15 protein-coding genes are annotated in these 14003 nt (G+C 48.1%); 14 read left to right on the forward strand and 1 reads right to left on the reverse strand.

Annotated elements, in window-relative coordinates; translation table 11 throughout:
- Positions 1-18: 18 nt before the first annotated feature.
- From CRG97_RS15195 to CRG97_RS15230, 8 genes are all read left to right on the forward strand, one after another.
- Positions 19-846 (forward strand): MerR family transcriptional regulator, encoded by an 828-nt coding sequence (locus CRG97_RS15195; RefSeq protein WP_098745155.1) that lies wholly within the window; start codon positions 19-21, stop codon positions 844-846.
- The gene (locus CRG97_RS15200; RefSeq protein ID WP_098744383.1) at positions 843-2012 is read left to right on the forward strand and encodes an MFS transporter; all 1170 of its coding nucleotides are present in this window, start codon (positions 843-845) and stop codon (positions 2010-2012) included. Before CRG97_RS15195 ends, CRG97_RS15200 begins: the two co-directional genes overlap by 4 nt.
- Positions 2013-2224: 212 nt before the next feature.
- A complete protein-coding gene (locus tag CRG97_RS15205) occupies positions 2225-2725 on the forward strand; it encodes a DinB family protein (protein ID WP_098744385.1) in 501 nt (166 codons plus the stop codon).
- Positions 2726-2970: 245 nt separating this feature from the next.
- Positions 2971-4125, forward strand: coding sequence for a selenium metabolism membrane protein YedE/FdhT (gene yedE / locus CRG97_RS15210; protein ID WP_237566448.1), 1155 nt, complete (start codon positions 2971-2973; stop codon positions 4123-4125).
- A complete protein-coding gene (gene yedF, locus CRG97_RS15215) occupies positions 4115-4342 on the forward strand; it encodes a sulfurtransferase-like selenium metabolism protein YedF (RefSeq protein ID WP_098744390.1) in 228 nt (75 codons plus the stop codon). The genes yedE and yedF overlap by 11 nt, the downstream gene beginning before the upstream one ends.
- Positions 4343-4500: 158 nt before the next feature.
- Entirely contained in the window at positions 4501-4941 is a 441-nt protein-coding gene (locus CRG97_RS15220; RefSeq protein ID WP_098744393.1) for a helix-turn-helix domain-containing protein, read from the forward strand.
- On the forward strand, positions 4941-5672 hold the full coding sequence (locus CRG97_RS15225) for an ABC transporter ATP-binding protein (RefSeq protein ID WP_202618945.1): 732 nt from the start codon (positions 4941-4943) through the stop codon (positions 5670-5672). The genes CRG97_RS15220 and CRG97_RS15225 overlap by 1 nt, the downstream gene beginning before the upstream one ends.
- Positions 5669-6406 carry an ABC transporter permease gene (locus CRG97_RS15230; protein ID WP_098744398.1) on the forward strand — a complete coding sequence of 246 codons (738 nt, stop codon included), beginning with the start codon at positions 5669-5671 and terminating at the stop codon, positions 6404-6406. Before CRG97_RS15225 ends, CRG97_RS15230 begins: the two co-directional genes overlap by 4 nt.
- A gap of 139 nt (positions 6407-6545) precedes the next feature.
- On the opposite strand, the gene CRG97_RS15235 is transcribed toward CRG97_RS15230, so the two are convergent.
- A complete protein-coding gene (locus CRG97_RS15235) occupies positions 6546-7676 on the reverse strand; it encodes a DUF4261 domain-containing protein (protein ID WP_098744401.1) in 1131 nt (376 codons plus the stop codon).
- Between the two features lie 202 nt (positions 7677-7878).
- Here CRG97_RS15235 and CRG97_RS15240 point away from each other — a divergent pair, with 202 nt between their 5' ends.
- The 6 genes from CRG97_RS15240 to CRG97_RS15265 all read left to right on the forward strand — a co-directional run bounded on the left by CRG97_RS15240 (position 7879) and on the right by CRG97_RS15265 (position 14000).
- Positions 7879-8358 (forward strand): GNAT family N-acetyltransferase, encoded by a 480-nt coding sequence (locus CRG97_RS15240; RefSeq protein ID WP_098744404.1) that lies wholly within the window; start codon positions 7879-7881, stop codon positions 8356-8358.
- A 141-nt stretch (positions 8359-8499) separates the two neighbouring features.
- Positions 8500-9888 (forward strand): hypothetical protein, encoded by a 1389-nt coding sequence (locus CRG97_RS15245; RefSeq protein ID WP_237566411.1) that lies wholly within the window; start codon positions 8500-8502, stop codon positions 9886-9888.
- Positions 9889-10174: 286 nt separating this feature from the next.
- The gene (locus CRG97_RS15250; protein WP_098744406.1) at positions 10175-10717 is read left to right on the forward strand and encodes a MarR family winged helix-turn-helix transcriptional regulator; all 543 of its coding nucleotides are present in this window, start codon (positions 10175-10177) and stop codon (positions 10715-10717) included.
- A 29-nt stretch (positions 10718-10746) separates the two neighbouring features.
- Positions 10747-12201 (forward strand): aryl-sulfate sulfotransferase, encoded by a 1455-nt coding sequence (locus CRG97_RS15255; RefSeq protein ID WP_098744409.1) that lies wholly within the window; start codon positions 10747-10749, stop codon positions 12199-12201.
- 52 nt (positions 12202-12253) lie between these two features.
- Positions 12254-13207 carry an ABC transporter substrate-binding protein gene (locus CRG97_RS15260; protein ID WP_481856201.1) on the forward strand — a complete coding sequence of 318 codons (954 nt, stop codon included), beginning with the start codon at positions 12254-12256 and terminating at the stop codon, positions 13205-13207.
- A gap of 13 nt (positions 13208-13220) precedes the next feature.
- A complete protein-coding gene (locus tag CRG97_RS15265) occupies positions 13221-14000 on the forward strand; it encodes an ABC transporter ATP-binding protein (RefSeq protein WP_098744415.1) in 780 nt (259 codons plus the stop codon).
- Positions 14001-14003 lie beyond the last annotated feature (3 nt).

The raw sequence follows: 14003 nt of genomic DNA on the forward strand, positions 1-14003 counted from the left end.
AGAGAGATGGTGAAAGCATTGTTTAAAATCAGCGAATTTTCCAGGCTGAGCCGGATTCCGTTACAAACCCTGCGCTACTACGATCAGATCGGAATCCTGAAGCCGGCTATGATCGATGAATCGACTGGATATCGGTATTATTATGCCGAACAGCTACTGGAGATCAACCGGATAGTCATATTTAAGGAGTTGGGGTTCACGTTGCAGCAGATCGCGCAGCTCCTTCATGAAGATATATCAACGGAACAGATACGCGGCATGCTGAGGCTCAAGGAGAGTGAAATCGCGCGGCAGCTTGATATCGAGCGGTCTAGGCTCGCCCGGGTTAAAGAAAGGATGCAGCTTCTGGAACGTGATGGAAAGGTAGATAAAAAACAAGAGGTTGTCATGAAACGCGTTGAAGCCATGCACATGATCACTTATGCTTCCCATGGCACTGTTGAGGATATCCCAAGCCTTTTCGAAATGTTCAGTGGTCTGCTTGATGGCCGAGCCAAGTCGCTATTATACGGTCCGCAGACGTTGTTGTGGAACGTATCCGGCAGCAAGGAGCAAGTGTTTGAGTTCGAAGCCGGTTATGCCGTAAAATCGGACACATTCAAGCTGCCCGAGCATCTCCAGTATCGATCCCTGCCTTCCGAGACCATGGCCACGCTGTTATTCCGCTCGGATTCGATGTATTCCGAAACGGCATGCCTGGATCTTGCCGAATGGATTGAGCAGCATGGTTACTTCGTTCGAAGCGACCAGCCCGGAAGAGAAACCTATGTACCCTTATCCGGTGAGCCGGGGATTTGTATCATCGAAATTCAAATACCCATTGAAAATAAAGAGGAACGGGTATGAGAAATAAATGGATCGTTTATTTGCTGGCCCTAGCCGTGTTTCTCATTGGGACGATCGAGTACATTATAAGCGGAATTCTTCCCATCGTAGCAGAAGACCTTGGGATTATGACGTCCACAGCCGGATCACTCGTAACGTCATTCGCCCTTTCCGCAGCGATTGGCGCACCCGTGGTGATCGCCGCAACCATCCGGGTGGACCGTAAAAAAATGCTGCTCATCATGCTCGGCATTTTTATTTTAAGCAGTTGTCTCGTTTATATTAGTGACTCACTTGAGATGATGCTGATGACTCGAATGATCCAGGGCCTCAGCGGTGGAACTGCCACAGTCATTGCAATGGCCGTAGCCACCCGTATGGTTGAAGAACGGAATCGGGGTCGCGCGATCGGCACGATTTTGATGGGACTTAGCAGCTCTCTGGTGCTCGGCGTGCCAATCGGTACGCTTTTAAGCGAAACCATGGGGTGGAGAACCTTATTCATCATCGCTGGATTGCTGACGGTAATTCCGTTCCTTGCAGTCTTTGCCAAAGTCCCGTCCATTACCGAACAAAAAGCCATTACACTCGGAAAGCAGCTGTCGATTTTGAAGGATAAAAAAATGGTGCTGGCTGTTGCCATTACGCTGTTATATATCGGAGGATACTCTTCGCTATTTACGTATATATCCCCCTATTTGCAACAGAGTACCGACTTAACGGCAACGGCGCTTTCCGGTATTCTATTGATTTCGGGCATTTGCAGCTTTGCCGGCTCCAAATTTGGAGGGGGGATTGCGGATGCGAAGGGGTCCAAGTTCACGATCTACGTCGGGCTGTCCATCCAAGCCGGAACATTACTGCTCCTAACTTGGTTCAACGGTTCGATCTATGCTGTTATTCCATTAATCATGATATGGATGGCCGCCACATGGGCGACATCCCCGGCACAGCAGTTGTATTTAGTTACCTTGGTGCCACAGTCACCGGATATAGCCTTAAGTGTCAACACTTCGTTTATCCAATTTGGCTTCGCCCTCGGCTCAGGAATCGGGGGATTGGTGATCAGCAGCTCCTCCATTGGCAACCTGGGCTGGTCCGGGTTGGTCATGGTTTTGGTAGCGCTCTTGCTAGCAGTCCGATTGTTCGCTTACGATAAAGTCACTGAACATGCAATGAGGGTATAGGGGACGGAATCATTATGGAGGCGGATCAGATTTTGCAAAGCAGCTAGAAAGAGGACGAAAAAATATAACGATGACAATCCTTGTCACTATTAGCAGATATGATGGGGTTAAGGATGATCATCTTACATCCCATTTCATAGGGGAGGGAGGATCTAGAATTAACGATTTTCATCAAATATTGAACAGTTTTCTTATGAAGGGATGAACCAATCATGTATATAACCGTTTCAGATTTTATTACAGAATGGAAGAGAGAAGCAGAATTAACGCAAAAGGTGTTAGACAGTTTGACGGATGACTCATTACGGCAGCAGGTATATCCTGAAGGCAGGACTCTGGGGAGAATTGCTTGGCATTTCGTAACGAACACCCCTGAATATTTGACTGAATTCGGGCTTGTTCTCGATCAGGTGCAAGATTCTGATGATGTACCCGCCGCGGACCAAATCGCCGAGACTTTTAGAAAAATAAGTTCAGAAGTAGCGACGGCTCTTGAAGCACAATGGACGGATGATACTCTAAAACAAATTCAGAATGCCTTTGGACGTGAGGAATCCAATGCTACTATCTTTATGGGATTGATTAAGCACATTGCTCATCATAGAGGACAGGTTACTGTTCTTATGCGTCAGGCGGGGTTAAATATTCCTGCGGTATATGGTCCTTCAATGGAAGGGTGGATACAAATGGGTGTAGAAAATCCGCCGCTTTGAACATGAATAAGCTAGGAGAACAAGAACATACACGCATAAGAAGTCGCGAAACATCGCGGCTTTTTTGTTGTGACGATGTAAGATCATGAACAAATTTCATCCCCGCATTGCAGTTTTTATAGTACAATGGAATTTGTGGGTTTCTTATAGATTAGTGTCGTGAATTTAGTGGAAGAGGAGTTTTTGAGCAAGTGAAAAAGTTATATTCAACATGGTTCGGAAGTTATTGGAGTCCTTATCTGGTTATGGCTCTGGCCGGCATTCTCAGCGCGGTCTACTTCGGAATCACCCATACGGTATGGGCTGTAACCGGTGAATTCACCCGTCTTGGGGGGCATATTCTGGAATTCATCGGGGTGGATATATCGGATTGGGCGTATTTCGGCCTCGTCCATATGGACGGAACGACATGGACGCGGACCGACGGTTGGATCGTATGGGGCATGTTTATCGGAGCCCTCATCACGATTCTGCTGAGCAGCAATTTCAAGATCCGAATGCCGAGACAGAAACGGCGGTACGTTCAGGGATTTGTCGGCGGAATCATCGCGGGCTTCGGAGCCCGGCTGGCTCTGGGCTGCAATCTCGCAGCCTTTTTTACCGGCGTGCCTCAATTCTCCCTTCATTCCTGGATCTTCATCGTTGCTACTGGCGCGGGCACATTCTTGGGTGCTCGGCTGGTTAACACAAGATGGTGGAAAGGGAAGCCCGTTCTGAAAATGGGCGGTATCGTGCCGTCCGTTAAATCGGGTAAGAACAGGCAACCTCTACTGGGGGCTGTGCTAGGTCTTGCGTACATCGCGCTGATCGTATACTTCTATGTAACTGGCCGCACGATGCTGGGGACAGCCGCCCTTTTCGGAGCGGCATTCGGCATCCTGATCGAGCGGGGGCAGATTTGCTTTACTTCGGCTTTCCGCGATCTGTGGATCAGCGGCCGAGCCACGATGACAAAAGCGATTGCTGTCGGCATGGCAGTCAGCTCTGTTGCTACGCTGATCGTAATTCTTGTATACGGTCTGGACCCGATTACAAAAATTGCCGCGCCCAGCACCTTTATCGGTGGATTGCTCTTCGGCCTGGGTATTGTTATGGCCGGCGGTTGCGAAACCGGCATGATGTACCGGCTGATGGAGGGACAAGTTGTCTTTTTACCCGTGTTTATCGGCAACATTATAGGTGCGACCGCTTTGGCATATGCATGGGATCATATGGGGGTATTTAACCTTCTCGTGAAGAGCGGCTCGCCTATCAACCTGATCACCGTCATGGGTCCGGCGGCTGCATTGATTGTTACGCTACTCGTACTCGGTGTCGGATTCGCTATCGCCGCATACTGGCAAAAAAACTACCGCTTCGGCGTAGGATTCAAGAAAGGGGATGCAACCCATGTCCGTTGATTTCACACTGGACCTCCGGGGGGAATCTTGTCCATACCCGGTCATCTACACACTCGAAACGCTTCGTGATATGAAAAAAGGACAAACGCTTCAGGTCATTTCGGACTGTCCGTCCGCTTTTCGCAACGTGCCGGAGGAAGCCGTAAAACACGGCTACACCATGGCACAGGAGCCGGTCAAAAACGGCCAGGAATTCAGCCTGTTTATCCAGGCGTAATGCTATTATCATAATTGCGTAAAAAGCCTCCCTTCTGACAGGGGGGCTTTTTGTGTGAGGCTGTTCTGCTGCAACTGAAAGCAACATGGGATGTTATCCTTGATTGGTGGTTTACTCGGAAAATGACTTTATAATGAGAAAAAAGGGATGTGATCCATATGATTCATATGAATTTGAAGAAATTGCGAAAAAGGCACCGATTCACGCAAGAAGAGGTTGCCGAAAAGATCGGCGTGTCAAGACAAGCGGTTGCGAAATGGGAAAATGGAGAGACCGTACCGGATATTCAGCATTGCACAGCTTTGGCGGATCTGTATGGCGTGGTACTGGATGATCTGGTCCATTATTCCGATAAGCATTCAGAAATCGGCCTTCGGCCAAAGGGAAAACATATTTTTGGAATGGTCCGGGTCGGGGAACGAGGACAGATCGTAATTCCTAAAAAAGCCAGGGAAATATTCGATATACGCCCCGGTGATAACCTGCTGCTTCTAGGGGATGAGGCACAGAAAGGAATTGCCATCATGAAAAGCGAAGGCTTGCTGCAGTTTGCAGAGGATATATTACATGCGCAGACATACGAGGAGGAAGATGAGTGATTGCCATTCAAACGATGAATTTATCAAAAAGATATAAAACCAAAACCGCGGTTGATTCTCTTAACCTTAAGATCGAGCAAGGCGAGCTGTTTGCTCTGCTTGGCGTGAATGGTGCAGGAAAGACGACAACGATCAAGATGCTAACCTGCCTCAGTAAGCCGAGCAGCGGCGACGCCGCTCTGTTAGGAGACAGTATCGTCGCCAATCCGTATGCAGTAAAAGAAAAGATTAATGTGTCACCTCAGGAAACAGCTGTTGCTCGGAATTTGTCTGTGAAAGAGAATCTTGAGTTTATTGCTAAAGTTTACGGATATGACAGTCCATCTATTGCCGTAAAGGTGGAAGAAATGCTGGATACTTTTAGTCTTCGCGAGGTGGCTCAAGATAAAGCCAAGACGCTGTCGGGAGGCATGCAAAGACGACTTAGTATTGCCATGGCCTTGATTTCGAACCCTTCGATCCTTTTCCTAGACGAACCCACACTGGGACTGGATGTCATCGCAAGACGACAGCTTTGGGCAGCTATTAAACAACTAAAGGGAAAAATCACCATCATTCTGACAACTCACCATATGGAGGAGGCAGAAGCGCTTTCGGATCGAATCGGGATTATGGCGAAAGGGAGATTAAAGGCAGTTGGAACTGCTGCTGAATTAACAGCAAAAACAAACACCCTAACACTTGAGGATGCATTTGTATCTTTAGCTGCATTAGAGGAGGCAACAGGATGAGATCAACAGCATTTGCCACACGAAACCGCAAAGAAATGGTAAGAGATCCGCTGAATTTGGCTTTTGGCATCGGCTTCCCATTGGTGATACTGTTGCTGCTCTCAGCCCTTCAGCGGAATATTGAAATTGAATTATTTGTGATTGATCATCTTGTTCCGGGCGTTGCCGTGTTCGGGTTCTCCTTCATTTCACTTTTCTCTGGGATGCTCATAGCGAAAGATAGGAGCTCCTCATTTTTGATGAGATTGTATACGGGTCCGCTAACAGCACCGGATTATATCGTGGGATACACATTACCATTAATTCCGATGGCGATTCTCCAAGTTGCCATAACCTTTGTTGCGGCATCCTTCTTGGGACTACAAGTAACTTTGAATGTTCTGCTCTCCGTTCTTGTGCTCCTTCCAACAGCTGTTCTGTTTATAGGAATAGGGTTGCTGGCAGGCAGTATATTTAATGATAAGCAGGTAAGCGGTATATGTGGAGCGTTATTGACGAATCTTAGCGCATGGCTTAGCGGCACTTGGTTTGATCTGAATCTTGTCGGTGGTTGGTTTAAAGAGATTGCGTATGTTCTCCCATTTGCTCATGCGGTTGATGCGGGAAGAGCCGCCATCTCAGGAGAATACGCTTCGATCTTACCTCACTTGTGGTGGGTGATAGGATATACCGTGGTTATCATGGTTGTCGCCATTTTCGCGTTTAGGAAGAAAATGAGTGGAGACAACGATTAGTGAATGGACTCATGAAGAGGGACGACTATATGTTACAACCAGAACAATTATTGGATCTCTTGGCAAGCTACGAGCTGGAAAGTGTGAAAAGCTCTCCAAGCTAATTGAATGACTTGGAGAGCCTCTTTATTGGTGAAGATTACTTTGAACAGAACTTGATTTTAAGCGTGTCACCATCAAGATAGACACCCTCGGAACGCGTAATCGGCAGCTTCTGCTCCGCCGAAAAGCCAATGGTTTCCCCGTCCCTTAGTGTGACGTTCTGTTCAACGATATATAAAGAAATATCCATCAGGAATTCACGAAGCTCGGCAGGTGTCACCTGGCTGTCTAGCACTTCGATCTCGTCTTTACCAAAGGCTCTGAGCCCATATGTATATCCATTGACTCCGGATTCTGTACGAACTAGCCCGAAGTATACGAGATTTAACAGTGGAAACAGATCGTCGGATTTCATGGTTTCAGCCATTTCCACAAAGAGCTCAGGTTGAAATACCGTGCCGGATGAATAGAGACCGACGGCATTTGGCAGCTTCAAACAGCTCGCCGCCAGCTTGGTGTACACCCTGCCGCTATCAAGCGGGGAGGCAGCACGCGAAAACACCGCCAGAATAAGCTGGCTGACATGGGTTTTGGTTACCTCCACAGCCTCTGGCCACAGGTAGTTGCCTTGCGCGTAATGCTCAGCCTCGCCATCCGGTACCGGAGCGTCAACGAAGCTGACCGCGATCATGCAGCCGTCTGCCTCAAAGACCAGAATTCCTTCTTTTTCCTCTCCGGAGCTGCCATCCTCCGGGGAAGAGGAAATATTCCAATCGTGCAGAAGATTTGCTTTGATCTGTTCCAGGTCGCATTCCGGGGAGTTCAACAGAACGAAGCCATTAAATATCCCGGATGATTCATTGGAATCCAGCGTGTTATCCTCTGAAGCTTCCCCTGCCTCATATAGTGCCGCCTGCTTCATCCAATACTCACGAATCATGTTAACCATGGCTACAGCTTCCTGTTCCGCGGTGGATGGATGATATGGCTGCATCTCACTGAATACATGTCCACAATGCTCGGTGTCTGACGGACTTTCATAACCGCCGCAGACGCCGACCAGCCATTTGCCAAACAAGGTCTTCTTATATTTGAAAATATAATAATGCATGTCGTGGAGATCAAATTCTCCCGCTAATTCTATTTTGCTGGGTTTATGGCCGAGCTCTTGTTCATTTGCCAGCCATTCGATCATGGAATCCTTAGCTGCTTGTTGTTGAACTGTCATTGTGTTCCTCTCCTTATATATGTGCGATAGTATAACTGTTATATTCTACCAACCTTTATTGTGTTGGGCAATACTAGAAAAACGCGAATGATTAGCCGATGTGGGAACGTTTTTTGACTGCGGTATTCTCAAATATAGGCAGGATTGATCCATAACCATATTGAATATTTTTACATACATACGGAGGATTGGAGGTGGGTAGGTGGAACTTCTAAGGGTTTCATATGAGCAGAAAATAATATTACGTAACCTCATGGAGCTCTATCAGTACGATATGAGTCTATATGAAGAGCGTGAGAATGACGTTAACGAATTTGGTCTGTACGATTATAAGTATTTAGACCATTACTGGACGGAAGAGGGGCGGCATCCTTACCTTGTTGTACAATCAGGGAAGTTGGCCGGATTTGTATTGGTGAGAGAAATTAAAACAGCAAGGGATTCAACGCCATACTACTCCATGGCGGAATTTTTCATCTTGAAAAAATACCGAAAGCAGGCAATCGGTAAGGAAGCAGCCTTTAAAGTGTTCGAAATGTTTAAGGGCAACTGGAGTATTGCTTGGTTGGAAAAAAACCTGTCAGCCCAAGCATTTTGGACAAAAATCATCTCAGAATACACGATCGGCGAATATTACGAAACAACGTTTTCAGGTAACCCTGCAATTGAATTTTGTGTCTAAAGGGTCTTCGTTTCCTTATTCAATAGGTAAAATGAACATGTTATTTTCCCTGATGATAAATCACCTAAAATGAAGAATCATCATAAATCCATCCAGGACGGTCGCCTAACCGTCCTCTACTGAATATATCTGGAGTATCAGATGATTCAAGAGAGGATGTTGGCCTTGCAAGCTGTTTCTCATGATCTCGTTCAAGGATGGATTGCCTACACATCGAATCGCGGTGGATCGTACGACATTTGGCTGTACCGACCACAGGACGGACTTCATGTTCAACTTACTCGGGAACTTGGTGCGGAATTCTCGGTTCCCTATTGGTCGCCCGACAGCAGGCGGATCGCATTTATCGGGATTGGCAATGTGGTCCACTTGCTGGATACCGCCACGCTTACAGTAGCCAGGATCGATCAAATCGAACCCTTCACGCTTTTGGACTGGTCTCCTGACAACCGATCTCTTGTGTATGTTAAAAACGACCAAATCGTTGTTTATGATACTTTCACACATCGGAGCTACACCATCTCAGAGCCTGGAGCTAGTGATGTCCAATGGTTCCCTTCTGGTACGGAGCTTCTATTTGCGGCTCCGGATGCCAGCGGCATCACGCAGCTCTTTCGCATGCGGATCGATAGCGCAAGTCGGAGACAAATTACTCAAAATACGAACGGGCCACTCCATGATGTTCGGATATCCCCGGACGGAACCTTCGCACTTTATACATTCCCTGGTGCAAGCATCTCGATGATTTCAACTGTGGATTTGGCTTCTGGTACCATCTATACGCTGGAAGGCGGACCGCTCGCCAAAAACTATTTTCCGTCATGGTCACCGGATTCCCAGAGCATCGCCTACAGCGCAACCGCTTATGAAGAGCCAAACTATTATTCTCTTATCCAGATCGACAGCCGCACCGGTCAGAATCAAATAACGATAGCGGTTTCCGACTGTTTTGCCACTCCTGTCGGGTGGTCGCCGGACGGTGTGAAAATCGCGTATTTATCGGGATGCGCAGGTGTTGAAAGCGCAAGTCAGCTCTGGATTGTGGATATCCGGGATCAGATGCCGGTGAACGTCGTCAGCGGCGACCGGATTACCGCTTTGCAGTGGTCTCCTCGCGCGAGAAGGATTCCGGAAAACATCTTCACCAGCTTTGTATACCGGGTATCCTTTCCATATCCCGCAAACTGGCGTCGGGTCAGTGAAGAGAGATACGAAGGGGCCAACGGTTTTTTTCAGGTATCCGCGATTTCCTCGAGTGACGGTATTACCGAAGTATGCTACTCGGAAGCTTTTCATCCGTTGATGCCTTACGGCTCATCACCCAGAATTGCCAATGTGAAAGTGCAAAATCAAGAAGCGTGTTTCATTTTTCCGACGGCCGACCAACCAGCGGAGATGAATAAACAGTCTGCCCTAATCATAAGATACCCACGCCCTGTCCAAATTGGGGAAACGTTCTACAATTATTTTATCTTGTTCGCTGACGTCAACCATATCCGTCAAATTGGCGCGCGGTTGTCGTTCATATAGCTAATTATTCCTTCCTTTCAACCACAGAAGATAATTCCTACTTGACAGGTGGCATTAATTGGTTTAATCTAGCCACAGGTATTAAGCTTCAGTCATCATTAAATGATCATTCATTATCTTAGCATTGAACGATAAGGTCAGCCGATTGGTCCACCAAAGGCTCCTGTTTACTCGTTTTGTCGTTAATACGACAAAGGGTAGATGGGGGTCTTTCTGTATTTTCAAGAGTTAGCTGTGGCAGATAAGGACCGGCATACGGAGGTTCATGACCCGAGAGAGGAGCGACATGGAGGAGAAGGATTGGGATTTATTGGAGGAGGCCGATTGGCATTTTCGCAAAGTGGTTCGCAGGTTTGTCAAAGAGCGTGACAAAATTTCGGTAGAAGGCATCTCACTGCCAGGCTTGTTGATTCTCAACACGATATTCCGGGATGGTGAGCAGAGGCTTGGCGAGCTGGCGGAACAGCTCGATTTCACATCCGGAGCCGTAACGGCGATATGCGACAAACTGGAGACTTCCGGGCTCGCGATCAGAAGGCGAAGCAAAACAGACCGGAGAGCGATTGCCTTAGACATTACGGAAGAAGGAAGAGAGATGCTGCGGCGTAACGAAAATGTTGGCGGGTACATGATTGAGCTTATCTTCGGCGCATTCTCGCATGAGGAACTCAGAGAACAGATTCATTATTTTAAACGGCTGAATGAAAATCTTGAAGGTTTCTCGGATTCCGTGCTTCGACAGTCCGCATTATCCACCGAACCCAATGAAGAAAATGTTCAAGATAATCGCGGCTCCATAAAACGTTCGAGCGCATTTATTTCTTACTAAAATTCAAATGTGAAAGGAAGTTGTGTACGATGGGACATCCGACGATTTATCCAACAGGTACAACGGTATATAACCCGGAGAAGACTTGGAGCGGTTACACGATATATCAAGCAGCCGATACAGGAGCTCTCCTCATAGACATGAATGGGAGAGAGGTTCACTTGTGGAAAGGGCTTCGAGGATTTCCCAACAAGCTGTTTCCGGGTGGTTACGTGCTTGGCAGCACATCAGAGCGCGATCCGAAATACGGGTTTCAGGATGAGACCAATCTGGTGCAGGTTGACTGGGACGGCAATATCGTCTGGAAATTTGACCGTTATGAATACATAGTGGATCCGGGGCATCCGCCCCAGTGGATGGCACGCCAGCATCATGACTATCAGCGGGAAGGAAATCCCGTCGGTTATTATGTTCCGGGGCAAGATCCGAAGGTGGATTCGGGCAATACGTTCATTCTAGCCCACAAGAATGTGAAGCGTCCCGAGATATCCGACATTGAGCTGTTGGACGACACGATTATCGAAGTGGATTGGGAAGGGAATGTCGTGTGGGAGTGGTCCGTCAGCGATCACTTTGATGAACTCGGATTTGATGAGGATGCGAAGCTCGCATTATCCCGCGATCCGAATACGCGCGGCTTTGGCGCTCATGCCGGCGATTGGATGCACATTAATTCGGCATCGGTGCTCGGGCCTAACCGATTCTATGATGCGGGGGACGAGCGCTTCCATCCCGATAATATAATCTGGGATGCTAGGGAAACGAATATTATTGCCATCATTGATAAAAAAACCGGGGACATCGTCTGGAAGCTTGGACCCGATTATTCCACGGAGGAAACGAAGCATATCGGCTGGATTATCGGCCAGCATCATGCCCATCTCATTCCAAAGGGCCTGCCGGGCGAAGGCAACATCCTGATCTTTGATAACGGTGGCTGGGGCGGCTACGGAAAGCCGAATCCGGAAGCGGGGGATGGTTTGAAAATAGCTCGGCGTGACCATTCCCGCATTTTGGAGATCAACCCCGTTACTCTAGAGATTGAATGGCAATATACGCCGACGGAAGCCGGATTCCAGGCTCCGCTTGACTCTTACCGTTTTTACAGCCCATATATCAGTTCGGCACAGCGGCTTCCCAATGGCAACACCTTGATCACCGAAGGGGCGGACGGGCGAATATTCGAAGTGACACGAGAATTCGAGCTGGTGTGGGAATATATTTCGCCATATAAAAACGCACGCAACTCCAACATGGTCTATCGCGCATACCGAGTTCCTTATGAATGGGTACCTCAGCTTGAATTGCCCGTTGAGACAGAGATTGCTCCGCTTGATGTTGCCGATTACCGCCTGCCGGGGGCTGCGCCGAGAGGTGCCGTTACGAGCGTGGAAGTTGAAGGTACAATCTCATATGGTGAGGGTGCGCTTTGCGTAGCTAGAACGGATGAAGTTGTGCACAAAGAGAGGGATCACGATGAGTAGAAACCCATCTCTGAAGCTATGGAGTTTTTGGTTTCTGTCGGTGATTCTTATCATGAGTATGCTAAGCGGGTGTGGCAATGGATCGGGCGAGCAGCAGGGGAGTCAGCTCAAACTGAAAATCGCGGACATATCTACCAATACCGTGTTTCGTGTGGCCAAAGACAAGGGTTTCTTCGACAAACACGGAATTGATGCCGAATTGGTTAACTTCGCTACGCCAGCTGAAGGCGTGAACTCCTTATTCATTAAACAGGTAGACGTTGCATTCGGAGCGGACTTTCCGCTCCTGAACGCTGTCAGCAAAGGCGATTACTCTATCTTCGCTTCATCCGGAACTGCAACGGATTTAAGCGCGAACGAATGGAAGCTGTTCGTTCGTAAAGAGATCGGGAGTGCTGCCGATCTCAAGGGTAAAAAATTAAGTTTCTCAAGAGGCACGTTCATCCCCTATCTTTGGGATGTTTATTTGGCTGATAACGGAGTTGCGTTGTCGGATGTGGAGCTGATCGGACAGGGAGGTTTCGACGAGGCATATGTGGCGCTCAAAAAAGGCGACATCGACGCCGCCTGGGTATATGGGGCAGTGCTGAACGAGAAATTCGGCGCGCTTACCGAAGCCAAAGAATTGTCGGATATGTCCAAGACACCGGTAAGGCTTGGAACGGGATTAATCGCTTCGAATGAATTGATCAACAGCAACAAGAAAGGTTTCGTAGCGCTTCTGAAAGCCCTGGATGAAGCGTCAGCTTATGCCCAGTCGCATGCGGACGAAACGGCGGACCTGATGTATGAAGAAGTCAAGCAGCCGAGAGAAGCGACCCTAAAGGATCTGCCGAAGAATCCATGGAATATTGGTTTTACGGAGAAAGCCTATGAAGGATTGCAGGGACAGAAGGAATATATGGTGGATAACGGCATCATTGAGAAGGATTTCGAACTGAACGAGAAATTGAACCTGGAATTGGTGAGAGCAGCATTCCCGGATCGAGTCATTGAATTAAAGTGAGGAGATGAAGAAGATGAGAGCAGCGTCAAGGCAGAATGAAATCCATATTGAACAGTTGAACAAAAGCTACATACAGCAACCCTCGGCAGGTGACTTGCACTATATTATCCAGGACGTCAATCTGGTGGTAAAAGGCGGCGAGTTCTTTGTTCTTCTGGGTCCGAGCGGTTGCGGTAAGTCGACGCTGCTTAGTCTGATTGCCGGTTTTGTATCCAAGACGTCGGGCCAGGTGAGAGTGGGTGAGAAGGAGGTAGAGCGCCCGGGCCAGGATCGCGCCGTGGTATTCCAGCAAGCGGATTCCTCCTTGTTCCCATGGCTGACCGTAAGAGAAAATGTGGAATTTGGACTTCGCATGAAACGTATACCTGCTGCGAAGCGAAAGGACATATCCAACCAGTTTATTTCGCTAGTAGGTCTTGCGGGGCATGAGAGCAAATATCCACGCGAACTGTCAGGCGGTATGAAACAGCGGGTACAGCTGGCAAGGGTATTATCCAATGATCCGGCGATTCTGCTCATGGATGAACCGTTCGGCGCATTGGATGCGATGACAAGGCGGACCATGCAGAGGGAGTTGGTACGCATATGGCAGGACACCGACAAAACCGTCATCTTCGTGACGCACGATATTCAAGAAGCCCTCCTACTGGGAGGACGTATCGGCATCATGTCAGCGGGACCCTCCTCGAAAATAACGGATATCTACGAGGTGCCTCTCGCTTACCCGAGAGATTTATCAGATCCGGCTTTCCATGCGCTGTATAACCAAATCCAATCTCATTTTGACGAGTAGAGA

Source organism: Paenibacillus sp. EZ-K15 (assembly GCF_002573715.1).
Classification (GTDB): Bacteria; Bacillota; Bacilli; order Paenibacillales; family Paenibacillaceae; genus Paenibacillus_AQ.

Excerpts from the sequence above, each read along its gene's own strand:
- CRG97_RS15200 (WP_098744383.1), top strand. The coding sequence starts at position 843 with ATGAGAAATAAATGGATCGTTTATTTGCTGGCCCTAGCCGTGTTTCTC.
- CRG97_RS15205 (WP_098744385.1), top strand. The coding sequence starts at position 2,225 with ATGTATATAACCGTTTCAGATTTTATTACAGAATGGAAGAGAGAAGCA.
- yedE (WP_237566448.1), top strand. The coding sequence starts at position 2,971 with ATGGCTCTGGCCGGCATTCTCAGCGCGGTCTACTTCGGAATCACCCAT.
- yedF (WP_098744390.1), top strand. The coding sequence starts at position 4,115 with ATGTCCGTTGATTTCACACTGGACCTCCGGGGGGAATCTTGTCCATAC.
- CRG97_RS15220 (WP_098744393.1), top strand. The coding sequence starts at position 4,501 with ATGATTCATATGAATTTGAAGAAATTGCGAAAAAGGCACCGATTCACG.
- CRG97_RS15230 (WP_098744398.1), top strand. The coding sequence starts at position 5,669 with ATGAGATCAACAGCATTTGCCACACGAAACCGCAAAGAAATGGTAAGA.
- CRG97_RS15235 (WP_098744401.1), bottom strand. The coding sequence starts at position 7,676 with ATGACAGTTCAACAACAAGCAGCTAAGGATTCCATGATCGAATGGCTG.
- CRG97_RS15245 (WP_237566411.1), top strand. The coding sequence starts at position 8,500 with ATGATTCAAGAGAGGATGTTGGCCTTGCAAGCTGTTTCTCATGATCTC.
- CRG97_RS15250 (WP_098744406.1), top strand. The coding sequence starts at position 10,175 with ATGGAGGAGAAGGATTGGGATTTATTGGAGGAGGCCGATTGGCATTTT.
- CRG97_RS15255 (WP_098744409.1), top strand. The coding sequence starts at position 10,747 with ATGGGACATCCGACGATTTATCCAACAGGTACAACGGTATATAACCCG.
- CRG97_RS15260 (WP_481856201.1), top strand. The coding sequence starts at position 12,254 with ATGAGTATGCTAAGCGGGTGTGGCAATGGATCGGGCGAGCAGCAGGGG.
- CRG97_RS15265 (WP_098744415.1), top strand. The coding sequence starts at position 13,221 with ATGAGAGCAGCGTCAAGGCAGAATGAAATCCATATTGAACAGTTGAAC.